Here is a 23,039-nt window from a genome sequence, read left to right as displayed (position 1 = left end):
CCCTTTTTTCGAATTGACTATTGCGTTACAAATTGCGACTCTAGACGGTAAATCGGTTGTCCTTTTGCTGAGAACTTTTCTTCATATTCCGTCATAATATTATCTTCCGGCATTTCCGCATGTAAGTCTAGTGAAACATATTTCAATTTCATGCCATACTCATTCATGCTAATAAGAGAGAATTCAAATAAACCACGATTATCCGTTTTAAAGTGAATCTCGCCATTGTCTGGTAAAATGCGCTCATAAATTGATAAGAATGTAGCATGTGTTAAACGTCGTTTCGCATGACGTTTTTTCGGCCATGGATCTGAGAAGTTTAAGTACACACGGCTAACATCGCCTTTTGCGAAATATTCTTCTAAGTTCGCTCCATCCACTTTTAATAAACGTAAGTTCTTTGGTGTTTCTGCTTCTAATACTTTTTCAACCGCACACACAATTACACTCGGGAATAATTCAATACCGATATAGTTAATGTCTGGGTTTTGTAATGCCATACCTGTAATAAATTGACCTTTCCCTGTTCCTACTTCGATGTGTAGTGGGTTGTCGTTGCCAAATACAGCTGACCAATTGCCTTTAAATTGTGTTGGGTCTTCAATAACAATATGCGCATTATCGCTAATAAATTGTTCTGCCCAAGGTTTGTGACGTAATCTCAATGTAGTTCCTCATTTCTTTTCTTTTGTGCTAGCTGCCAGCTACGCGGTTGAACAGCGATTGGCACGGGTTGCTTGTTTATAACAAACGTTTCGCCATCAATATGGCAATATGTTTTTCCATATACATCCACTTGAAACGAAGACGCTGTAAATTGCGTAACTTCTCGAAAGTGCGTATGCCCACCCCAAAATACCGTGACAAACATCGTCAGTAGCTTCAGTTTAGAAAGATGATGCACAACTGTACATTCTAACATACCATCATTCGTTTTGGAATGCGGAGACAGCTTCATACCACCGCCAAAATATGGCTGATTCGAGACTGTAATAAACCAGACACGCTCGTAACGTTCACCGTTTATCGTAAATGTCGCAGTGTCATACGTAAATAATGCGCGCACTAAAAAATAAATATAGGCAAGCTTCCCTAGTTTCACCCGATTCAATATGTTTTTAAGCGTCGAGGCATTTGCAAGTGCAGCGACGTAGGCATCAAAGCCAAATCCTGCATTATTCATAAAAAACGCTTGCTGAAATGTGCCGATATCGTGCGTAGCCATTTGTTTTGTTTCGTACCACTGCTCAAGAGCTGTTACACTGTCAAACACTTCATAGGCGCGTCCAAAATCATTGCCAGAGCCAGCACTAAATACGCCGACAATGATGGACGTTGCGCCAACAATACCGCTAATGACTTCATGAATTGTGCCGTCTCCACCAACTGCGATTAAACACGTCGGCTGCTTCGTTGCGGCAATTTGCGCAGCGATAGCCGTCGCATGTTGCTTGTACGCGGTTTTATACACGTCATATGGAATCGTCAGTTGACGCTGTATACGTTGCCACACATTTCTGCCGTTCCCTGCATGTTCATTGACAATAAATACGATGTTCATGTGAATTAATCCTTTGGTTGATCTTGTAATTCTTCAGCTGCTGCATGTTGTGCCGCTTCCTCGTCATTTTTCCACAAATCTCGCTGGAAACTCGTCGTTTGTGTATGCGATAAAATCACGCTCGCTGCCTGAATTTGCATGTGCTTCATCGGTGAAGTTGAACGCTTTAACTGCAAGAACCATTCTGAAAACTTACGTTGGTCAATAAACTGCGTGCCGTACACCGTCGCAGGCTGGTCAATAAATCCGTTGCGTGATAATACTACTTTACGCACTGGCAAATCAATCTGATGTTGGCGAAGTAAACTCGAAACAATCGATTCCATACGATTTAACTGAATCATCGGGCTTAATACTTTTTTCGATGTTTTATCAATTTTGCGTGTCCAAAAACGCTCACCATCAGCTACGTAAACGGCTAAATCTTGTTGTTCAATGGGCGTAATACAAAGAACCTCAGTCGGTGTTAATAAGACGATATCGACTTCGACTGGCGCTTTTTTCACTTGGAACACCGGTAAATATAGCAGTAAATAGCTATCTGGCAAGCTTTGCGTAAGCGTGCGTAGTAATGTATCACGCATATAACGCGGGTCGACGTAGGATTTCTCTAACAATGTCGAACTTGCCCATTTCAATTGGAAATGGAAAAACTGATCTAAATACATACGCTTTAGCTCTTCAATGTTTTTCGGCTCAAATACCATACGTGGTTCAAAATGGAGCGTCGTTGCTTCTTCTGGTATGGTATCTTCAGCATCTAGCTCACTTTCTACTGATAGATCCTCGATATTGATATGTGCGTCTTCTTCCATTGATTTTTTCGTAAATAGACGCTTCAAAAAAGACGGCTTTGGTTTTTCTTCGTCATCTTGGATTTCAATAGGCTCCCACTGTTGCTGTGCTCCACCCCGCTCAAATTGTTCTTTCACGCGATCCCATTGTACACGCTTTAGCCGTATAAATTGCGTTGGATAACGATTCAAATCAAGTTGGTAGCGTGAAATATAGTCTTGTAATTTAATTAACTGCGCCATACTATGTCACACTCCATATGTATAAAGTTCTTTTAGATAGTTATTATTTTACATGACTACTGGTAAAAAAAGAAGGGCTGTCCAATGTCAAATGCCTTAATCTACGCCAAAATCGCTGAGCTAAAACAAAGAGACTGGTACAAAAAGAAATATCCTTCAGCAATGATAACTGCTGAAGGATATTTTTCTGCTTTAGGTGCTACTCCACATAGCGGACGCGTTTCGCAGGCATGACTTGAGGCAAACACGATGTTTGTCACATCTGCCTTGCCACACGACGTGGCGTTCTTGGCAGATGTTCCTCTTAAAAGCCCATGCTCCTGCGGTTACTCGTCGCAGAAAAACATTGCTTTTCCTGCAGAAGTCGCCGCTTGTGTCGGAACGCACCAGCGAATTCTTATCATCTCAATACACTTATTTTCATCAGAAATAGGGCTCTGTCCCAATCTCTCTTCTACTTTCATCGTCGCTCCCGTTTGAGCAGGCTCTTATACGTTGCGACGATGTAGCTATTTTTTTATTCGGGCATGTCGTTTGAGTTCAAATCCGACTGCTACCTCAGCCTCTAGAGCTAAAATTACGCTTCTACGCGTTTCGGGATTTTTGTCTCAAATTGTGCTTGTAATTTACGTGTCCACTCACCTGGTGTACCGTTGCCAATTACTGTACCATCAATTTCGATACATGGTGTTACTTCCGATGTTGTTGATGAAATAATGACTTCGTCCATCTCTAGTAATTGCGCTGTTGTAAATGCTTGTTCTTTGACTGGTAAGCCAATCTCTTGTGCGCATTGTAAAATAACTGCGCGTGTAATGCCGTGTAAAATTAAGTTATTCGCTTCATGTGTGTAAAGTACGCCATCTTTAATGCCGAAAACATTTGATGATGAACATTCTGTAACAACACCGTCACGATGTAAAATCGCTTCGTAGCACCCTTTTTCGTATGCTTCTTGCTTAGCAAGTACTGCACCTAAAAGGTTTAATGATTTAATATCACACATTAACCAACGACGGTCTTCTAGTACTGTCGCTTTCACGCCGTTTTTGAAGTTTTCCACTGGACGTGGGTTTTCTTTCACGTTACCTGTTAATACTGGCTTCACATCGTCCCCAGGGAAAATGTGATTACGTGGTGATGCACCGCGTGTAATTTGGAAATATACATGACCTGTACCTAAGTTATTTGCTTCTACTAGCTCATGTAATAATTGATGTAATTTATCTTTTGTATAAGGAATTGTTAAACGAATTTTTTCTGCACTCGCATAAAAACGGTCAATATGCTCTGTTGCTGTAAATAATTCACCATCATATACTTTTACAACTTCGTAAATCCCGTCACCAAACTGATAACCGCGGTCCTCTTTATCAATAATAATTTCTTCGTTTTTAACGATTTGATCGTTGTATAAGCAATAACTCATTCTCTACTCATCCTTTTCTCTTCTTAAAATTATTTGGCTAATCGCTCAATGGCTGCTGCATAAATAGCAGCGGCTTTTACTAAATTATCTAAGTCAACAAATTCATCTTTTTGATGTGCTAACTCCGGCTCACCTGGGAATAGCATCCCAAATGCCACACCTTTTGTCAGTTCACGAGCATATGTCCCGCCACCTGTTGATAAAGGTTTTTGCATATCACCTGTATATTGACGATAAACATCTAAAAGTGTTGCCACTAGCTCATCCTCTTCTGGCACATAATGTGGTGCTGAATAATCAGCTATATCTAATGCCATTGAAAATGCCGACACTGCTTGCTGAGCAGCTGTTAACTTTTCTTCGTATGGGTATGTCACACTATGACGCATACTTACTGCTACTTCTGCTTGCTTGTCATTATATGTAATGACACCTGCATTCAATGTCGTTGGGCCAGATACATCGTCACTGAAATCTAATTGTAAAGCCGTTCCAAAAATATCACGACCAAAAACATCGACGATAAATTGAATGAAGGCTCGTTCACGCGCACCTTGTAGCTCATGCTGTAAAAACGTTGCAAGTAGCACCGCTGCATTCACACCTTTATGAGGCTCCATCGCGTGCGCTGACTTTCCTTTCATCTCGATTATATACCGACCTTCTTCATTTAATAAAGACCCTATATACTGATTTTTCTGCAAATATGCTTCAAAACGTGCAGGAAGTGCTTCATCCTTACTAGCAAGTACGGCAACGGCTGATTCTGGTACCATATTTGTGCGTTTTCCGGCTGTGAACGATACTAATGTTTCGTTGCTCGTCGCTGCAGTGGTGCCGCTAAAAATAAGTGTCGCGATGCCTTTTTCCGCGTTAATTAACGGGAAATCTGCATCCGGCGCAAAACCTATTGTTGGCATTTCTTCTTTTTCAAAGTAACGTTCAACACAGCGGAAACCACTTTCTTCATCCGTACCAATAATCATACGCACGCGTTTTGTGAGCGAGATGCCGGCATCTTTTACAAGCTTCATCGCGAGCCATGCTGCCATCGTTGGCCCTTTATCATCAATCGTGCCACGTCCGTACATTTTGTCCCCGACAATACGTCCTTCAAACGGTGGGTATGTCCACCCTTCTCCTGCTGGTACAACGTCCACGTGACATAAAATACCTAAAGAATCTTCACCTTCACCCATCTCAATATAGCCTGCCATATTGTCGATGTTTTTTGTACGCATGCCTTGTTCCTCTCCGCGCGCTAACATCCATTGTAATGCTTCAAGTGGCTTTTCACCGAACGGCATCGAGTCGTTTGCATTGTCTTCATCTAGCACACTGTCAATACGAACAAGTTGTTGTAACTCTGTAAATAATTCTTCTTTACGAGATTGTGCCAATTGCTCCCAATTCATCGTATCACCTCAATTTATAATGTATTGCTATTGTACGCCTTTTCTGTTAAAAAACAATGGCTGTATGATCATTGTTTCAAAATTTCTTGTGTCTTCTTCGTTCACCTTTTATGCGATTTGCATAACGTAGAGGCACATCTCTGGTGGATATGAATATATCGTTTGTGTAAATTTGTCTTGCATATGTGAAATTTGTATTAATTAGTGATAGATGGTAGAAAAAAAAATTATATTCCGCTATAATATAGGTGTCAGTATCTCACAACTGATAATAGTTATAGATAAGGGAGATGTATGAGGCATAAACTTATTCATTTTAAGTACAGCCCACATATCATGTCGTCCGCTAGTCTTTGCCAAGAGAATTAAGATGAAGGAGTGGTTTACAAATGAAACCAACTACTGATCGAATGCTTAATCGTATTAAAGATGTGTACATGTTTATCCTGGATAAAGGAGAGGTTACTACACAGGATTTAGTCGAAGAGTTCAACATCACTCCTCGCACCATTCAAAGAGATTTGAATGTGTTAGCCTTTAACGATTTGGTTGTTAGCCCAAGTCGAGGCAAATGGACAACGACGAAGAAAAAAGTAAAATTATCTTCTTAAACGTCGCTTACAACGAAAAGAATGACCTTATGATGAAGGTCGTTTTTTTCCGAACATATAATAAATCCGTGTACAGAATTTCAAACATTGAAATTCTCAACCGTCGCCTACACTTGACCAATCAAATGTAGACGACGGTTTTTTTATACGAAAAACAGATTGGGATAAAAAGGATGATTCAGGGACAAAAGTATAATTCAAATAAATACCAACGATGTTCGATGATACAAATTGGATACGTCGTCGTGAAACGAAGAGCGGACTTCTGGCGGAACATTTGCCTCCGTACCGAAAGAATTGCCTGCTCGAAAATTTACGACGACGAAAACAGAAAAGTGTTAGGAGAAATTTCGTCATTTTCCCTAACGCTTTGTTTTGTCTCAAACTCTATTTTTTCTATTTGTTACTACGCCATATAGTGGACGCACTAGCAAGTTTTTATCATCTCACTACGCTCATTTTGATGAGAAATAAGGCTATAGCTCAGATCCTTTTGTTTATTGTTGTGGTGCGACAATCTCTTTAAACATGTCGAATGTTATTTCCGTTGTAATACTATAGCGTGGCAGCAGCATCGCGTTATCACCAACTACAATATCGCGCGCTTCACGTGTAAATGCCATTAAGAAACCATATTCTTGCAATGCCTTCACGACTTGCTCTGATGTTTGTCCGTGCGGGTATGCAAATGATGTCACCGTGCCAAGTTCGTTTACTAATTGGCGTAAATCATCTTTAACAATTTCTATTGGTAGTTGCACAAAGATACTTTTCTCTTCAGCTACCCCAACTAAATTAAAGGTTTGTGCCTCCATATCAAAAACATCTTTTGTCATATTGATATCTTTCAGTGTCATAAACTGCTCCTCCGTTAGTGAGAAAGATTGCTCTCCCTCTGCACGGTCTAAGCGACTTGCAATGATATGCTGTACCGCTTGGAAGCCACGCTCTTGTAAAACCGGATACGCGTATTCCTTCGCCGATAACAGACCGCCATCAAACGTTACAAGCACAGCTTTACGTGGTAAAACGTAACTGCCATCAATGTAATCCAATACATTGTCCTTTGAGACCGTCATATACCCTTCTGTCGCTAAATACGTCATTTGCTCAATAAATTGTTCGAGTGTCGTCACAGTATGTGTTGCGGGGAACGTGTCCACATCTTTACTTGGAATAATATGTTCATAATGCAATACTGGAATACCATCTTCATGTGTCGTATCGGCTTGTACATACCCAACACGTCCACCGATGCGGACAATCGCCCACTCTTGCCATTGTCCAACAGAGACATAACGCATCTCTGGCTCAAGTACTGCTAATACAGGTGCATTTGTAGCCATGCTTGTATGTACCGTTAATGGTTCATTTGCCATAATACTACCCGTTGCTTCACTCTTTAAATAAAGTGCTTCGACCATGTGCTGAGTAGCCGGCTGTGTATGCTCACGCGGTACGTAAGCTTCTCCGTTTCCGAACTGAATAACATAGTAATAGCGCATCGTTTCAATGACTTCAAATGCTTCGCCTGCATATAATGTACCGATGGCATAGCGACGTTCATATTGGTCAAACTGGTAAATGGTTGTATCTTTTGTTACCTCAATCGCTTCGCTCAGCTGCGTTGCTGTCGTTGTCATCGTATCACTTAACGCTACTTCCCCTAAGCCGTTCGCAAGCTGTATAATGGCTACTTCATCAGTAAATGAAATCGCTGGAAATGTTTGGTTGGCAACAATTGTTCCAATCGGCTGTTGTGCATTATGTACAATTGTATCTCGTGCAATTTGAATCGTTTCTGTCGCTTCTTGTGATGCTATTTCCTCACGCTCTTTCACCTTTTCAATGACCACTTGCTCTGTCATCTCAAATTTCGCGGTCATATCGCCCCAGATAACGGTACACCACTCTTCATCGCATTGTTGTACATCATCTAGCCAAATCATTGTGTTTGCAGCTAATGTACCAAGGATTTTTTGTTCGTCTTTTATATCTACAACTGTCACTTCTTGCTGTAATACAATACGCTGTTCTTTATGTTGAAAACTCATACCCCATATGATAAAAAGCACGACGCTTACAATAACAATGCTTAAAACGGCTGTTCTTTTCACTGTCAATCCCACCTTTCATGCTTCCCATTTTTTTAAAATAACGTTATAAAAAACGGGAATCTCTATTTATTATATAGAAAGTCCCGTTTAATACATACGCTATTCTGCTATTTTCCTTGACTATTTTGTAACAATTCCAGTTCTTCTGATGTAAGTTCACGGTACTCACCCAATGCTAATGACTCATCTAGCGCTAAATCGCCCATTGATAAACGCTTTAAATACGTCACCTTTTTGCCAACCGCTTCAAACATGCGTTTTACTTGATGAAATTTCCCTTCCTGAATGGTAAGTTCAATTTTCGATTGCTCAGCAGCTTCTAAAATAACTAAATGCCCTGGCTTTGTATGATAGCCATCATCTAGCGTCACACCTTGCGCAAAAGCTTCAATATCTGCTTCTGTTACATGCCCTTCAATATCGGCATAATATGTTTTTGGCACATGCTTTTTCGGCGATAATAAATTGTGTGCGAGCTGCCCGTCATTGGTGATCAGTAAAAAGCCTTCTGTATCTTTATCTAAACGTCCTACCGGGAATGGCTCAAAGTGCTGATGAAGCGGGTCTAATAAATCAATAACCGTCTCATCTCGATTATCTTCTGTCGCAGAAATAACGCCTTGTGGTTTATTCATCATTAAATAAATAAATTCCGTATACTCGACCGGCTCACCAAACACTGTGACGATTTGCTTTTCAGTATCAACTTTCATCGCTGCATCCTTGACAACAACATCGTCAACACGCACAGCCTTTTGTTTTAATAATTGCTTTACTTCTTTACGCGAGCCATAGCCCATATTTGCTAATAATTTATCTAAACGCATATAATTCCTCCTATAGTTCATCTTCAGTGTAAAACAAAATTCACCACGTTGCACGAGGCAAACGTGGTGAGCACTCTGAATATTATTTTTTTACACGTAGCTTACGTAACACACCATCTAAACGCTTGCCTAAAAGTTGTTGCGCCAGCCCAATTTTGTATGATAAGAAACCATACACAAACAATCCAAATGACACCGTCACAGCTAAATGAATAATGGCTTGTAATTTCGTATCATGTGGCAACCATAAGCCCATTAAACGACTGACAACATACACATTTAATGCCATAATCGCCGTCAATAACAGAATTGTCAACACACGCTTCACTAATTGTGGTGAACGGTATTTTAAAACGCGTACAATGACTACTAAATTAATCAGTATCGTTACCGCATATCCAATCGCTGTTGCTAAAATAGCACCATTCACTTCAAACTGCTGAATGAGTACCGTGTTTAACGTTAGTTTCGTTAATACACCAATTGTTAATGACGTAACAATCCACTTTTGATAATCAATACCTTGTAAAAGCGCTGCTGTTACAGAGAACAGTGCGAATAAAATCGCAACTGGTGCATAGTTCGCTAACACTTCAGCACCCATTGCACTTTTCGAATACAGTAAATGATAAATATCATCCGCTAATAACGAAATACCAACTGCTGCTGGTACGGTAATGAATAATAAAATTTGGAATGTTTTATCCATTGATTCACGTACAGCACCATAATTTTTTTCCATATATAATTTTGTAATCGCAGGAACAAGTGCCATTGAGAAACCTGTTGCCAGCATTACCGGAATGACAACGATTTTATGCGTTAAAAACGTAAACATCCCGAAATACGTATCCGTTACAGCTGCTAAACCAATTGATGCCATCGCGCTGTTAAACGTAAACATATCAACTAATTGGAATAATGAAATCGCAAGACCTACAAAGACGATGGGAATCGAATATGTAATGACTTCCTTATAAATTTTGCCATATGATAATTCACCTGACGACACACTCGTCGCACGTAGCGTATCAAATTCTGGCTGATGCTTTTTCCAGTAGAAGTATAAAACAACTAATCCACCAATCGCACCAATTGTTGCAGCAAATACCGCGAAGTTAATGGCAACAAGCGCATCTTTTTCCATTAATACGACAACGACAAATGCGCCACCTAATAACACAATAATCCGCACAATTTGCTCAATCAGTTGTGACACAGACGTTGGCATATAATGACCGTAACCTTGGAAAAACCCGCGCGTTAAACTCATAAACGGCACGACAATTAACGCAAAGCTGACCCAACGAATCACTTCAGCAATTTGAGCTACTGTAAAAATTTGCTCATCATCTTTAATGACGATATGGGCAATCGGTGTGGCTAATAAATAGAGCGCAATAAATGACACAATACCGGTTACAATCATTACAAGTAAACCGGAACGTACAAGCTTCCGTCCTGCTTCGTAATCCCCGATGGCATTATATTTCGAGACAAATTTAGATACCGCAATCGGCGCACCTGAAATCGCAATCGATAATAAAATGTTATATGGGATGTAGGCATATTGATAAAGTACAACATTCTCTTCACCAACAAGAGCATAAAACGGGAAGATATAAATAAGTCCAAGCGCTTTCGATAAAAACAGTCCGATTGTTAAAATCGCTGTTCCTTTCATTAATGAAGACATATAAATCCTACCTACTTTATTTAGTTTTGGTGTCACAATCCGCGACATTGTTTTGGCAAAACTGCGCAAAAACCTATTAAATAGTTTACCTCTCCTAACCTATTTACTCAAATAATTTCTTCATTTCGTGTATACTAAACTTTTGAGAATACGAAAGTGAGCGAAAAAACGATGTATGATGTAATAATTATTGGTGGCGGTCCGTCAGGCTTAATGGCGTCGATCGCTGCAGCAGAGCAACGAAAAAAGGTATTATTAATTGAAAAAGGCAATAAGCTTGGGAAAAAATTAGCGATTTCGGGCGGTGGACGCTGTAACGTCACAAACCGTCTATCTGTTGATGAAATTGTGAAACATATTCCGGGAAATGGTCGCTTTTTATATAGCCCATTTACCGTTTATAACAACGAGGACATCATTACCTTTTTTGAAGGTTTAGGTGTGAAACTAAAAGAAGAAGATCATGGACGTATGTTCCCTGTGTCTGACCGTGCGCAAGATGTTGTCGATGCACTGTTAAATGAAATGAAGCGTTTAGGTGTCGAAACACGTTTAAATACACCGGTCGCTAAACTGGTAATGGATGAGAAGAAAGTTTTTGGTGTACGTTTAGAGGATGGTACAGAAATCCGTGCCAATGCCGTTGTTGTCGCTGTTGGTGGTAAAGCTGTACCACAAACAGGTTCAACAGGTGATGGTTATCCATGGGCTGAGCGTGCCGGTCATACCGTAACACCACTCTACCCAACGGAAGTGCCATTAACATCAAAAGAAGACTTTATTCATGCACGTGAATTACAAGGCTTGGCACTACGTGATGTGGCTGTTTCTGTACTGAACAAAAAAGGTAAGCCCCTTATTACGCACCAAATGGACATGCTCTTTACACACTTCGGTTTAAGTGGGCCTGCGATTTTACGCTGTAGCCAATTTGCCGTAAAAGAATTCCGGAAAACGGGCGGTGAGCCGGTGCAAATTCGCATTCAGTCACTGGTCGATTATAACGAAGAAACATGCTTCCAAATGTTAAATAAAACGATTAAAGCTGAACCGAAAAAAGCGGTAAAAAATTTATGGAAATCACTTGTACCTGAGCGTTGGTTATTATTTTTAATGGCACGTGCTCATATCGATGCGACACTAACAGGTATTGAACTATCACAAGAAAAAATCCGCGCATTCGCACAGCTACTTGTGAGCTTCACGATGCTTGTACACGGCTCTCAATCACTCGATAAAGCATTCGTCACAGGCGGCGGTGTATCCGTGAAAGAAATCGAACCAAAAACAATGGCCTCTAAGAAAAAGCCTGGTCTGTATTTCTGCGGTGAAATTTTAGATGTTCACGGCTATACAGGTGGCTACAATATTACAAGTGCACTTGTAACAGGACGTATTGCCGGTATGAGTGCCGGTAGCTTCGCATAAACATTTTCTAGAAGCAAACTCAATGAGATACACAAACAACAAAGCCACGGCGACGATCACGTTCGCCGTGGCTTTGTTCCGCTACGCTCTTTGTATAACGTCAAATGTCTTATTTAATCATCTTTATCATCTAACTGTACATATCCTGCGAGACGCGCTGTAATGCGGAAATAATGGAATACTAAGCGATCGACCCATAAAATTGCTTCAACTTTTGCTGCCGCTTGTTCTACATCTACTTCATTCGTAACGGTACGCTCAAAATATTCCTCACGCTTCTCACGGCGCTTCTTTGCCGTCATCGTTGCTGTATGCTCTAGTAATAACGACGCATCGATTAACTGCTCACGCTTATGCAAATCCGCTTCGACACGCGTTAAAATATTATAGAAATCTTCAATCGTTTGTTGCTGTAACGATACCGCTTCTGCTTGCTGCTGTTCATGCAACACCCGAATCAGTCGCGACATATGATCAATGACATGCATTAAATTCAAATGTTGCTCGCGCTCTTTTCGTTGTGTCGACTGGACCATGCCTAAAAAGCGACGTGTTTCCTCTAATGCGTCATCTATCTCCACTAACGCTTTTTCAAATGTAACGGTCACACGCTTTTGCTCGATTAATAACATCACATGCTTCGTCAATTCTTGTGTTAACACGACTAACGTTTGGAAAGCTACTTGTAACGCAATCGCTGGCATATGCGTGATGCTGTCATCTAAATGACGTGTTAAACGATTTTCTTTCTCCGGTACGATACGCATAATTAAGTTCGCGAACGGACGCACAAGTGGTACGAAAATACATGCACCAATCATACTAAACAATGTATGGAATACCGCGACTGCGACCGTTTCTTCAAACGAGCCGTTTACGCTTACAGTGAGCCACTCTGTTAACTGTAACATTGGGGAAATAAGCGCGACAACAAGGACTGCCGTTAACACATTAAACAATACATGTGTCATCGATGTTCGCTTCGCTGCAACTGATGCACCAAATGATGCGATTAAAGCCGTTGCTGTCGTCCCAATATTTTGACCAATGACTAAATAAATAGCTTGTTCATAATCAATGGCGCCTGAAAATAACGCCGCAAGTGTTGCCGCCATCGCTGCGGATGAGGCTTGCATAATAATCGTCATAATAATGCCAATGACAATTAAAATTAGCTTATTCATCATTGAGTCTGCTAAAAAGGCATCGAACGGAATAAAGTCCTGTGCGCTTTCCATACCTGACTGTAAAAAATCAATCCCTAAAAATAAAAAGCCAAAGCCTGCTAAAATCGTGCCGTACGTTTTATACTCACGCGGTGCTGCAAGCTGCGTAAACACACCCATACCAATCATCGGTAATGAAAACGCCGCTAAGCTCACCTTAAAGCCGATGAGTGAAATAATCCAACCTGTACTCGTACTACCGATATTTGCACCGATGATTAAACCAATTGATTGGGCAAATGTTAATAACCCTGCACTGACAAAACCAATCGTTAATAATGTCGTTGCCGTCGATGATTGAACAAGCACGGTCATAAACATACCGGAGATAAGCGAGCTAAAAGTTCCTCCGGTAAATTTATTGAGCCATTTTTTTAATGCATCCCCTGCAAGCTCCTTTAAGCCATTTGTGAGCATCGTCATCCCTAATAAAAAGATCCCGATACCGCCAATTACTGCTGCCATTTTGTCTACCTCACTTTCAACTATAAACATCCATTCTACAAAACTTTAATAATTCTGACTATAAAAAAATAAGACATCGCAAAAAAATGCAATGCCTTGTCAATTTTACAGCTATTGCTGTTCAATAAAATGGTGTAGCTTGTCACTTAAATGTTTCGTGACGCGCGGTAAAGCGGTATGAATCAGCGGGTTTAACAACAGCTTGCTCCGCCCTGTCGCCTCCGCACGTACTTGTACAAACATCGAACAGCCGCTTGCTGTCGGTGTGATAATGACTTGTCCTTTCGCTAGAAAATCCTCCGTCAACCCGTTTAATGTAAATGCCAAAATCGTTGGGCGCTGCTCCTTCACAAAACGAATTTCTGCTTGAATCGGTCGACTCGGTAAAATACCATTCATCGTCCAATGTGATACCCCTTGTGCAATATGTGTATGAAACGCATAGTTTGGCGCTAAATGTGCCCAACTATCAATATGTCGTAACGCGTCATACACTTCATATGCTGAACGTGTAAACATTACTTCGTACGTTGCCTCTTTCATAGCCACTCCCCCTTTTCTCTAGTGTACTAAAGACAAAAAAAGATTGTCCAAGCAATGCTCGAACAATCGATTGTTATTTATATTCGCGTTCTAATTCTTGGTAGCGTGTTTGGTACGGACCGCTCTCTGCTACAACTGCGTGATATAAAGCACGCACTGCTAAGTTTTTCTCTAAACCTGTATCACGCTTAATCTGTTTTAATTCATCATGTAATGAACGTGTCTCATTAATTAACTTTAACATAATTTTTTGATTGTATTTCATATTGGTTTCCTCCTAAAAAATAAAGCTGTCTAGGAGACTATCCCCTAGACAGCTAGTTTGTAATCCTTAAATTGCGACGATGTTTACTAATTTACCTGGAATGACAACAACTTTCTTAATGTCTTTGCCTGCGATAAATTCTTGTACTTTTTCATCTGCTAGCGCAATTTGCTCTAATTGCTCTTTTGTTGCATCTTTGGCAACTTTAATTTTCGCACGTACTTTACCTGCTACTTGGACAACTACTTCCACTTCGTCATCAACAAGTTTTGACTCATCATATGTTGGCCAAGCTGCATATGTTAATGTTTCTTCGCTACCTAAAATGCTCCAAATTTCTTCCGCTACGTGTGGCGCAATTGGTGCAATTAATTTGATGAAGCCTTTTGCATACTCAGTTGGAATCACATCTGCTTTATAGCAATCGTTAATGAATACCATCATTTGCGAAATGGCTGTATTGAAGCGAATTCCTTCAATATCTTCCGTTACTTTTTTCACTGTTTGGTGGTAAGACTTTTCAAGGTCTACGTTTGCTGTATCTTGTACTTTCTCTGCTAACGTACCTTCTTCTGTTACAAATAAACGCCAAATGCGGTCTAAGAAACGACGAGCGCCGTCAAGACCATTTGTGCTCCAAGCAACAGATGCTTCTAATGGACCCATGAACATTTCGTATAAACGTAATGTGTCAGCACCGTGTGATTCGATAATTTCGTCAGGGTTTACAACATTCCCTTTTGACTTCGACATTTTTTCATTACCTTCACCTAAAATCATCCCTTGGTTAAATAACTTTTGGAATGGCTCTTTCGTGTGAACAACCCCTAAATCGTATAACACTTTGTGCCAGAAGCGCGCGTATAATAAGTGAAGTACAGCATGTTCTGCACCACCGATATAAATATCAACCGGTAACCAGCGTTTTAATAACTCTGGGTCTGCAATGGCATTGTCATTCGTTGGATCGATGTAGCGTAAGAAGTACCATGAAGAACCAGCCCACTGTGGCATTGTGTTCGTTTCACGACGACCTTTTTTACCTGTTACAGGGTCTACAACGTTTACCCAATCTGCAATGTTCGCAAGTGGCGATTCACCTGTACCTGAAGGACGAATGTTTGTTGTCTTCGGTAATTCAAGTGGTAATTCCGCTTCTGGAATTGTCGTCATTGTGCCATCTTCCCAGTGAATTACTGGAATTGGCTCACCCCAATAACGTTGACGAGAGAATAACCAGTCACGTAAACGGTACGTTACTTTCTTCTCACCGACACCGTTTTCAACTAACCAGTTAATCGCAGCTGTAATACCGTCTTCTTTGTTTAAGCCGTTTAAGAAGTCTGAGTTAATGTGTGCACCGTCACCTGTGAACGCTTCGTTTTCGATATCGCCACCTTCAAGTACAGCAATGATGTCTAAACCAAATTCTTTTGCGAACTCATAGTCACGCTCATCATGTGCCGGAACGGCCATAATTGCGCCTGTACCGTATGTTGATAATACGTAGTCAGCAATCCAAATCGGCACTTCTTTACCGTTAATTGGATTTACTGCGTATGCACCTGTGAATACACCTGTTTTTTCTTTCGCTAAGTCTGTACGCTCAAGGTCAGATTTTAATGCTACTTTTTCTAAGTATGCTTCTACTGCTTCGCGTTGTGCGTCTGTTGTAATGTCTTTTACTAACGCATGCTCTGGCGCTAATACACAGTATGTTGCACCGAATAATGTATCAGGACGTGTTGTAAACACTTCAAACGCTTTATCTGTATGAGCAACCGTAAACTTCACTTGTGCGCCTTCTGAGCGACCAATCCAGTTACGTTGCATATCTTTAATTGATTCTGGCCAATCTACTTCTTCTAAATCATCAATTAAACGGTCTGCGTATTTTGTAATACGTAGCACCCATTGACGCATTGGCTTACGTACAACTGGGTGACCACCGCGCTCTGATAAACCGTCGATTACTTCTTCATTCGCTAGTACTGTACCTAATGCTTCACACCAGTTTACTGCTACTTCGTCAACGTACGCTAAATCCATTTCCACTAATTTTGTGAAAATCCACTGCGTCCATTTATAGTATTTCGGGTCTGTCGTGTTAATTTCACGGTCCCAGTCATATGAGAAACCTAGCTCTTGAATTTGGCGCTTAAATGTCGCGATGTTTTTCTCTGTAAATTCCGCTGGGTCATTTCCTGTATCAAGTGCGTATTGTTCTGCTGGTAAACCGAATGCATCCCATCCCATTGGGTGTAATACATCATAACCGTTCATACGTTTGTAACGAGATAAAATATCTGTTGCTGTGTAACCTTCTGGGTGACCTACGTGTAGACCAGCACCTGATGGATAAGGGAACATATCTAATGCGTAAAACTTCTCTTTTGAATCGTCATTTAACGTTTTAAATGATTTGTTATCTAACCAATATTTTTGCCATTTCTTTTCGATTTGTTGATGATTAAAACTCATAAATCGTTTCCTCCTTTAATATTTCTATTCAATGTGGTGAGTTGACAGAAAATTCTTGAAAATAAAAAATCCCGCCCCTAACCTGCACATGCAGAAAAGGGACGAGAGAAAATGCAGCTCCCGCGGTACCACCCAATTTAGTGTATCCACTCAACTTAAGTTCCTTAACGCGGAAAACGGCAAATAGTTACTTACTTTCACCACTCGCAGACTCCAAGGCGAGTTCACGCTGTCCTTTTATTAGCTTTCACCATCCGCTAACTCTCTACAAAAAATTCAGTCGCTACTATTCCTTATCACAGTCGTTTGTGTATCGCATTCATTTTAATCGAATCTCGTTAAAATCACAAGTGTTTGTTATGCGTTCATGGCTTTTAAGCGTTTATCGTACAATAAACACGGCACAATCGACAATAATAAAATAACGACTAACATAAGTGCCAACGCCTTCATATCATACATATCGACCATAATCCCACCAACTAACGGTCCAATAACACGCCCCATTGTTGAAGCGCTATTGACAACACCTTGATAAAAACCTTCCTTTCCAATAGGTGCAAGCTGACTCGCAATCATCGGAATAACAGGTGTAAAAAATACTTCCCCAAGCGTCAAAATGACCATCGCTGCAGCAAACATTTTAAAATCTCCTGCATACGCAACGACAACAAATGACAATGCCATTAACACTAAGCCAAGCACAAGCTGATGCTTCACTTTATGCTCCCACATGCGCACAATCGGCAAAATAAGCGGTTGCACTGCTACAATTAATAAGCCATTAATCGTCCATAATAAACTATATTGTGACAAGCTAATATCAAGCGCTTGCGTATGTGTTGAAATTGTCGCTGCCCATTGTGAATACGATAGCCAACAACCGACAAGTGCGATACATAGCACCAGTAGCGCATACAATGGTACATTTGAAACTTTTTCCGTCATCACTTGTGTCGTTCTCTTTACAGGCTTCGTATCAATGCGCTTAAATGTCGTAATCACAATGAAGAAGAACAAGGCATATGCGCATAAGTTTGCGATAAACACATATTCAAATGACACATCCGCAACAAGTCCTGCTAGTGCTGGCCCAATCGCAACACCGACATTATTCGCTAAAAAAATCGCATTAAATGCTCTGCGTCCACCTTCAGGCCAAATATTCCCCGCAATTGCGTACAATGCGGGAAATACAATGCCCCCGCTAAAGCCAAGCAACGTTAAAAAGATGACATAGCTCGGCCAATCATGCCAAAACACTAAACAAATCAGTGTTGCTAAATTGGCGATTACCGCGCCACCAATCGTCTTAAAGCCACCAATTTTATCAAAAATATACCCACCGACTAAATTGCCGGCTACACCTGCTAATGAGCTCAGCATCAGTACAATGCCTGCTACTGTTAAAGACTTCCCTAAATAATCATGGATATAGATGCTGTTTAAAGGCCATAAAAATGAATTCCCAATTGTATTCACAAACGCACCAATAATTAAAATCCATACACGTTTTGGCATCGCTTTTTCCTCCGTTATGTCAGTTCACAAAATAACAGTCTATGCTTGTTTTTTGAAATTCTCAAGAAAAAAGTTTTATACCCAAACAAATCTACTAGCGCCATTATGTTTGCTGTTCACTTAAAAATCCGTATATATTTACCAGTCCACTAAACTCCTTTATTATCCCACCTACATAAACGAACCTTTAGAATGACACATCGCCATCTAATAGCAACGCAATTTCACGATGACACAACACATGACTTCACTGCCTCCACATGTTAGAATAAAGCGTTAAGGAGTGAATGAAACATATGACAGAAACAAACTTCCCTTTCCCGTCAGACGGAAAGCGTTACTATACGTGGAATCGTTATTTACGAAATGAATTTGGCAAAAAAGTATACAAAGTGGCTCTTGATGCTGGCTTTGACTGCCCAAACCGTGACGGCACTGTTGCATTTGGTGGCTGTACGTTTTGTTCAGCAGCCGGCTCTGGTGACTTTGCAGGAAATAAAGTAGATCCTATTCCTGTACAATTCGAACAAATTAAAGCAAAGATGGAGCATAAATGGAAAGACGGCTTAACGATGGCTTACTTCCAGGCGTATACAAATACACACGCACCGCTTCCTGTACTAAAAGAAAAATTCGAAGCAGCGCTTGCATGTGAAGGTGTTATGGGATTATCCATTGCAACACGCCCCGACTGCTTACCGGATGATGTTGTTGAATATTTAGCAGAACTAAATGAACGCACCTATTTATGGGTAGAGCTTGGCTTACAAACGGTGCATGAAAAAACGGCTACGCTTATTAATCGTGCACACGACTACAAAACATATGTAGAAGGTGTCGAAAAATTACGTAAGCATGGCATTCGTGTCGTTACACATATTATTAACGGTCTACCTTTAGAAGACTACGATATGATGATGGAAACCGCACGACAAGTTGCGAAATTAGATGTACAAGGCATTAAAATTCATTTACTGCATTTATTAAAAGGTACGCCTATGGTGAAGCAATATGAAAAAGGGATGCTAGAATTTATGGACCAAGGCGAGTATGTGAAGCTGGTTGCAGACCAATTAGAAATTTTACCACCTGACATGATTATTCACCGTATTACAGGAGACGGTCCAATTGATTTAATGATTGGTCCGATGTGGAGTGTAAATAAATGGGAAGTGCTAAATGGCATTGATGCAGAGCTTGAACGTCGCGGTAGCTGGCAAGGTAAACTGTACAAAGAAGAGGTTTCAGCACATGAAGCTTAAACGCGTCTTACAATATGCACAGGATTTACTTGCTGAGACGATTCAGCCTGGCGATACCGTTGTTGACGCAACAGCTGGCAACGGACATGATACGCTCTTTTTAGCACAACTTGTTGGTGATGACGGACAAGTGTATGCCTTTGATGTGCAAAAAGAAGCGGTCAATGCGACACTGCTTCGCTTATTAGATGAAGGGCTTGAACACCGCGCGCTTGTATTAAATGATGGGCATGAAAATGTTGCACAATACGTAACAAAGCCGGTTTCTGCTGCTGTCTTTAATTTAGGCTATTTACCTGGCAGTGACCACGAAATTATTACAAAGCCAAATACCACTGTTCCTGCGATTGAAGCATTATTGCAATTATTAACGGTTGGTGGCATCATCGTACTTGTGATTTATCACGGACATGCCGGTGGAAAAGAAGAACGTGATGCTGTACTCCAATACGTTTCAAATTTGCCACAAAAGCATGTGCATGTGTTACAATACCAATTTTTAAACCAACAAAACGACCCACCATTTGTTGTTGCCTTACAAAAGGTAAAAGAATTACCGGCACAATAAAAAGGAAGCGAGCACACTTCGTGCCCGCTTCCTTTTTATTTACTTATCCCCGTATTTTTCAGGGTGCTTTTTACGATATTCATACCAGAAATCTGCATTTTTAATGCCTAATTTATCCGGGTCAAACACTGGGTCTTTCCCTGCTTTTTTCTGTGCCTCGTAATCACGTAATGCCGCAATTGCTGGCTTTGTTAAGAATAGACAGGCAATAACGTTCGTCCATACCATTAAACCAAGCCCGACATCACCAAACGCCCACGCAAGGTCACTTGTACGTACTGTACCGTAGAACGCCGAAATTAAAATAACAAACTTTAGCACCCACGTGGCGACGACTTCATTACGTCCTCTGAAAATATACGCAACATTCGTTTCGGCAATATAGTAGTATGCCATTAATGTTGTAAAGGCAAAGAAGAATAGCGCAATTGCAATAAAGCCTGAGCCGAAGCCATCAAACGATGGGAATGCACCATTTACTGCTGCTTGTGTAAAGCCTGTATAGTCTGTGCCCGGAATATTTTCAGCGACTAACTCACCATCTGCATCCATAACATTTGTATTGTATGTTCCCATAAATAAAATCATTAATGCTGTTGCTGAACATACTAATAATGTATCAATATAAACAGATGCCGCTTGTACTAAACCTTGCTTCGCTGGGTGAGATACTTCCGCTGCTGCTGCTGGGTGAGGTCCTGTACCTTGCCCTGCTTCATTTGAGTAAATCGCACGTTTTACACCCCAAGCAATTGCCGCACCAATCATCCCACCAAACGTTGCATCCAAGTTAAATGCACTACGGAAAATTAACCCAAATACATCGGGTACTTCTGAAATATTCATAAAGATAACAATAACGGCCATTAAAATATACGCTAATGCCATAAACGGTACAATAATTTGTGCGGCATTTGCAATACGCTTTACCCCACCGATAATAATAAATCCAAGTAAAATAACTAAAAATGCGCCCGTTACCCACGCTGGAATATTAAACGCGTTTGTTACTGCACCTGAAATTGCATTTGATTGTACACCTGGCATTAAAATTGCCACCGCTAAAATCGCACATACTGCGAAAACAATACCGAACCAACGTACACCCATCCCTTTTTCGATATAGAACGCTGGGCCACCTCGGTACTGACCATTTTTGTTTTCCTTATAAATTTGAGCAAGCGTTGATTCTACATATGCTGTAGAAGCACCAATAAACGCTGTTACCCACATCCAAAATACCGCACCTGGTCCACCAAACGCGATTGCCGATGCTGTTCCGACAATATTACCAGTACCTACACGTCCTGACAGCGCAATCGATAATGCTTGGAATGACGATACACCTTCTGCTGATTTCTCCCCTTTGAACATTAACGTAATCATATCTTTGAATAAACGTACTTGTGCAAACTTCGTTAAAATCGAGAAAAATAGACCAACGACTAAAATACCGTAAATCATCCACGGTCCCCATAAAATTCCATTAATCCAGCTAATTGCTTCACTCATCTGTCCGCCCCCTTTTTTTCTATGTACTAAATTGTCTTTTTCATACGTTTTTTCCATTTAGAAAAAGACTAATCTTAAAATTCAATATATTACAAAATCTTATATTGTGCAATGTGTTTTAATACACAAAATAAAAATAACTTACAACATAAATACGTATATGTTGTAAGTTATTTTTATGAACTAACATCCAAATGTTATTTGGCGATAACACCCTGTGCTAGTACAATTTATTCAATAATATATCCGAGAGAACGCAAAATATTAGCCATGAAATCATTCATATAATGGAATATTTCCTCACGTTCTTCTTCCATATGTAAGTTATGACGACAGTTCGGCCATTCCTTATAATGAAACTCACTTAAATGTTGCTGTAGCACCCATTTTCGGGATGCAACTGTATTGGTAATGCGGTCCTGCCCACCTGTCATAACAAGCGTTGGAATATTTGGTATTTTAATTTGGTCATTGCTCATCTCACGCATTAAATGTTGTAACTCTTTATACCAACTAACGGTAATGTGAGTACTAAATATTGGCTGATTTTGTAATTCAGGATAGCTATCTTCATTATTCGTCATATCTGATAATGATAATTGATGTGTCAACTTCATATTCCCGACAATTTTGGACATACTCGCAAGTGCTCCGGATAATTTGCTTGGTGTATTATCCAATTGTAGCCATGGCGATAATAAAATAATCCCTGCACACTCGATACTTTTCTTTCTAATACCTTGCATCACAAGCGTAGCTCCTAAACCTTGCCCGATAACAAATACCGGTAAATCATGTGTCATCGCTACTTTTAATGTTTGATTTACAAATACTTCATAATCGCGAAAGCTTTCATTATGAATATGTTCACTGCGCTTCACTTCACCATGCCCTGGCAGGTCGCCCATAACGACATCGTATCCATTTGCTCGTAATTGTTCAATTAACCACATATACCAATAGTGATATTCATAAGCACCGTGAATAATTGCAACAACCGCTTTTGGTGCTTGTTGGGCATCCCATTTCCACATATGCATCCCTCCATTCTTCTATTATACATCTGTTACATGAA

Annotated in this window: 20 protein-coding genes and 1 other annotated feature; of the genes, 5 read left to right on the top strand and 15 right to left on the bottom strand. The window is 40.4% G+C overall.

Annotated features, from left to right (window positions below; genetic code table 11):
• Nucleotides 1-17 precede the first annotated feature (17 nt).
• The 3 genes from trmB to A6M13_RS00165 are packed head-to-tail and all read right to left on the bottom strand — an operon-like array spanning nt 18 to nt 2,598.
• Nucleotides 18-665, bottom strand: a complete 648-nt coding sequence (gene trmB / locus A6M13_RS00175) for a tRNA (guanosine(46)-N7)-methyltransferase TrmB (protein ID WP_066542091.1) — start codon at nt 663-665, stop codon at nt 18-20.
• Entirely contained in the window at nt 662-1,561 is a 900-nt protein-coding gene (locus A6M13_RS00170; protein WP_066542090.1) for a diacylglycerol/lipid kinase family protein, read from the bottom strand. Before A6M13_RS00170 ends, trmB begins: the two co-directional genes overlap by 4 nt.
• A 5-nt stretch (nt 1,562-1,566) precedes the next feature.
• The gene (locus tag A6M13_RS00165; RefSeq protein ID WP_066542089.1) at nt 1,567-2,598 is read right to left on the bottom strand and encodes a nuclease-related domain-containing protein; all 1,032 of its coding nucleotides are present in this window, start codon (nt 2,596-2,598) and stop codon (nt 1,567-1,569) included.
• An 84-nt stretch (nt 2,599-2,682) separates the two neighbouring features.
• Here A6M13_RS00165 and A6M13_RS16180 point away from each other — a divergent pair, with 84 nt between their 5' ends.
• Nucleotides 2,683-2,832, top strand: a complete 150-nt coding sequence (locus A6M13_RS16180) for a hypothetical protein (RefSeq protein WP_169817399.1) — start codon at nt 2,683-2,685, stop codon at nt 2,830-2,832.
• A gap of 343 nt (nt 2,833-3,175) precedes the next feature.
• Here the strand turns inward: A6M13_RS16180 and dat are convergent, their stop codons facing one another.
• Both dat and pepV read right to left on the bottom strand, forming a co-directional pair.
• Nucleotides 3,176-4,027: a D-amino-acid transaminase gene (dat, locus tag A6M13_RS00160; RefSeq protein WP_066542088.1), complete on the bottom strand. Its 852-nt coding sequence runs from the start codon at nt 4,025-4,027 to the stop codon at nt 3,176-3,178.
• 29 nt (nt 4,028-4,056) lie between these two features.
• The gene (gene pepV / locus A6M13_RS00155; protein WP_066542087.1) at nt 4,057-5,442 is read right to left on the bottom strand and encodes a dipeptidase PepV; all 1,386 of its coding nucleotides are present in this window, start codon (nt 5,440-5,442) and stop codon (nt 4,057-4,059) included.
• A 389-nt stretch (nt 5,443-5,831) separates the two neighbouring features.
• Here pepV and A6M13_RS00150 point away from each other — a divergent pair, with 389 nt between their 5' ends.
• Complete coding sequence (locus A6M13_RS00150) at nt 5,832-6,053, top strand: DeoR family transcriptional regulator (protein WP_066542086.1); 222 nt, start codon at nt 5,832-5,834, stop codon at nt 6,051-6,053.
• Between the two features lie 497 nt (nt 6,054-6,550).
• On the opposite strand, the gene A6M13_RS00145 is transcribed toward A6M13_RS00150, so the two are convergent.
• The 3 genes from A6M13_RS00145 to A6M13_RS00135 form a co-directional block, all read right to left on the bottom strand.
• On the bottom strand, nt 6,551-8,170 hold the full coding sequence (locus A6M13_RS00145) for a polysaccharide deacetylase family protein (protein ID WP_066542085.1): 1,620 nt from the start codon (nt 8,168-8,170) through the stop codon (nt 6,551-6,553).
• 107 nt (nt 8,171-8,277) lie between these two features.
• A complete protein-coding gene (locus A6M13_RS00140) occupies nt 8,278-8,997 on the bottom strand; it encodes a pseudouridine synthase (protein WP_066542084.1) in 720 nt (239 codons plus the stop codon).
• Nucleotides 8,998-9,079: 82 nt separating this feature from the next.
• Nucleotides 9,080-10,693 carry a putative polysaccharide biosynthesis protein gene (locus tag A6M13_RS00135; protein ID WP_066542083.1) on the bottom strand — a complete coding sequence of 538 codons (1,614 nt, stop codon included), beginning with the start codon at nt 10,691-10,693 and terminating at the stop codon, nt 9,080-9,082.
• 171 nt (nt 10,694-10,864) lie between these two features.
• Here A6M13_RS00135 and A6M13_RS00130 point away from each other — a divergent pair, with 171 nt between their 5' ends.
• Entirely contained in the window at nt 10,865-12,121 is a 1,257-nt protein-coding gene (locus A6M13_RS00130; RefSeq protein WP_066542629.1) for a BaiN/RdsA family NAD(P)/FAD-dependent oxidoreductase, read from the top strand.
• Between the two features lie 113 nt (nt 12,122-12,234).
• On the opposite strand, the gene A6M13_RS00125 is transcribed toward A6M13_RS00130, so the two are convergent.
• The 5 genes from A6M13_RS00125 to A6M13_RS00105 all read right to left on the bottom strand — a co-directional run bounded on the left by A6M13_RS00125 (nt 12,235) and on the right by A6M13_RS00105 (nt 18,622).
• On the bottom strand, nt 12,235-13,812 hold the full coding sequence (locus tag A6M13_RS00125) for a Na/Pi cotransporter family protein (protein ID WP_066542082.1): 1,578 nt from the start codon (nt 13,810-13,812) through the stop codon (nt 12,235-12,237).
• 111 nt (nt 13,813-13,923) lie between these two features.
• On the bottom strand, nt 13,924-14,355 hold the full coding sequence (locus A6M13_RS00120) for a hypothetical protein (protein WP_066542081.1): 432 nt from the start codon (nt 14,353-14,355) through the stop codon (nt 13,924-13,926).
• A 73-nt stretch (nt 14,356-14,428) separates the two neighbouring features.
• On the bottom strand, nt 14,429-14,620 hold the full coding sequence (locus tag A6M13_RS00115; protein WP_066542080.1) for a hypothetical protein: 192 nt from the start codon (nt 14,618-14,620) through the stop codon (nt 14,429-14,431).
• Nucleotides 14,621-14,686: 66 nt separating this feature from the next.
• Nucleotides 14,687-17,101 (bottom strand): leucine--tRNA ligase, encoded by a 2,415-nt coding sequence (gene leuS / locus A6M13_RS00110; protein WP_066542079.1) that lies wholly within the window; start codon nt 17,099-17,101, stop codon nt 14,687-14,689.
• Nucleotides 17,102-17,195: 94 nt separating this feature from the next.
• Nucleotides 17,196-17,410: a binding site (T-box leader), on the bottom strand.
• Nucleotides 17,411-17,458: 48 nt separating this feature from the next.
• Nucleotides 17,459-18,622, bottom strand: coding sequence for an MDR family MFS transporter (locus A6M13_RS00105; protein WP_066542078.1), 1,164 nt, complete (start codon nt 18,620-18,622; stop codon nt 17,459-17,461).
• 296 nt (nt 18,623-18,918) lie between these two features.
• Here A6M13_RS00105 and mnmL point away from each other — a divergent pair, with 296 nt between their 5' ends.
• Nucleotides 18,919-19,884 carry a tRNA modification radical SAM protein MnmL/YtqA gene (gene mnmL / locus A6M13_RS00100; protein ID WP_066542077.1) on the top strand — a complete coding sequence of 322 codons (966 nt, stop codon included), beginning with the start codon at nt 18,919-18,921 and terminating at the stop codon, nt 19,882-19,884.
• Nucleotides 19,874-20,452 (top strand): tRNA 5-(aminomethyl)-2-thiouridylate-methyltransferase MnmM, encoded by a 579-nt coding sequence (gene mnmM, locus A6M13_RS00095; protein WP_066542076.1) that lies wholly within the window; start codon nt 19,874-19,876, stop codon nt 20,450-20,452. The genes mnmL and mnmM overlap by 11 nt, the downstream gene beginning before the upstream one ends.
• Before the next feature lie 39 nt (nt 20,453-20,491).
• Here the strand turns inward: mnmM and A6M13_RS00090 are convergent, their stop codons facing one another.
• Both A6M13_RS00090 and A6M13_RS00085 read right to left on the bottom strand, forming a co-directional pair.
• Complete coding sequence (locus A6M13_RS00090; protein WP_066542075.1) at nt 20,492-21,964, bottom strand: alanine/glycine:cation symporter family protein; 1,473 nt, start codon at nt 21,962-21,964, stop codon at nt 20,492-20,494.
• A 230-nt stretch (nt 21,965-22,194) separates the two neighbouring features.
• Complete coding sequence (locus A6M13_RS00085) at nt 22,195-22,998, bottom strand: alpha/beta hydrolase (RefSeq protein WP_066542074.1); 804 nt, start codon at nt 22,996-22,998, stop codon at nt 22,195-22,197.
• Between the last annotated feature and the right edge of the window lie 41 nt (nt 22,999-23,039).

Source organism: Caryophanon tenue, from assembly GCF_001700315.1.
In the GTDB taxonomy this organism is placed as follows: Bacteria; Bacillota; Bacilli; order Bacillales_A; family Planococcaceae; genus Caryophanon; species Caryophanon tenue.
The sequence above is the reverse complement of the archived record's forward strand: the minus strand, read 5'-3'. Positions and strand labels throughout refer to the sequence as shown.

Excerpts from the sequence above, each read along its gene's own strand:
- A6M13_RS00170 (WP_066542090.1), bottom strand. The coding sequence starts at position 1,561 with ATGAACATCGTATTTATTGTCAATGAACATGCAGGGAACGGCAGAAAT.
- A6M13_RS00165 (WP_066542089.1), bottom strand. The coding sequence starts at position 2,598 with ATGGCGCAGTTAATTAAATTACAAGACTATATTTCACGCTACCAACTT.
- A6M13_RS16180 (WP_169817399.1), top strand. The coding sequence starts at position 2,683 with ATGTCAAATGCCTTAATCTACGCCAAAATCGCTGAGCTAAAACAAAGA.
- dat (WP_066542088.1), bottom strand. The coding sequence starts at position 4,027 with ATGAGTTATTGCTTATACAACGATCAAATCGTTAAAAACGAAGAAATT.
- pepV (WP_066542087.1), bottom strand. The coding sequence starts at position 5,442 with ATGAATTGGGAGCAATTGGCACAATCTCGTAAAGAAGAATTATTTACA.
- A6M13_RS00150 (WP_066542086.1), top strand. The coding sequence starts at position 5,832 with ATGAAACCAACTACTGATCGAATGCTTAATCGTATTAAAGATGTGTAC.
- A6M13_RS00140 (WP_066542084.1), bottom strand. The coding sequence starts at position 8,997 with ATGCGTTTAGATAAATTATTAGCAAATATGGGCTATGGCTCGCGTAAA.
- A6M13_RS00135 (WP_066542083.1), bottom strand. The coding sequence starts at position 10,693 with ATGTCTTCATTAATGAAAGGAACAGCGATTTTAACAATCGGACTGTTT.
- A6M13_RS00130 (WP_066542629.1), top strand. The coding sequence starts at position 10,865 with ATGTATGATGTAATAATTATTGGTGGCGGTCCGTCAGGCTTAATGGCG.
- A6M13_RS00125 (WP_066542082.1), bottom strand. The coding sequence starts at position 13,812 with ATGGCAGCAGTAATTGGCGGTATCGGGATCTTTTTATTAGGGATGACG.
- A6M13_RS00120 (WP_066542081.1), bottom strand. The coding sequence starts at position 14,355 with ATGAAAGAGGCAACGTACGAAGTAATGTTTACACGTTCAGCATATGAA.
- A6M13_RS00115 (WP_066542080.1), bottom strand. The coding sequence starts at position 14,620 with ATGAAATACAATCAAAAAATTATGTTAAAGTTAATTAATGAGACACGT.
- leuS (WP_066542079.1), bottom strand. The coding sequence starts at position 17,101 with ATGAGTTTTAATCATCAACAAATCGAAAAGAAATGGCAAAAATATTGG.
- A6M13_RS00105 (WP_066542078.1), bottom strand. The coding sequence starts at position 18,622 with ATGCCAAAACGTGTATGGATTTTAATTATTGGTGCGTTTGTGAATACA.
- mnmL (WP_066542077.1), top strand. The coding sequence starts at position 18,919 with ATGACAGAAACAAACTTCCCTTTCCCGTCAGACGGAAAGCGTTACTAT.
- mnmM (WP_066542076.1), top strand. The coding sequence starts at position 19,874 with ATGAAGCTTAAACGCGTCTTACAATATGCACAGGATTTACTTGCTGAG.
- A6M13_RS00090 (WP_066542075.1), bottom strand. The coding sequence starts at position 21,964 with ATGAGTGAAGCAATTAGCTGGATTAATGGAATTTTATGGGGACCGTGG.
- A6M13_RS00085 (WP_066542074.1), bottom strand. The coding sequence starts at position 22,998 with ATGTGGAAATGGGATGCCCAACAAGCACCAAAAGCGGTTGTTGCAATT.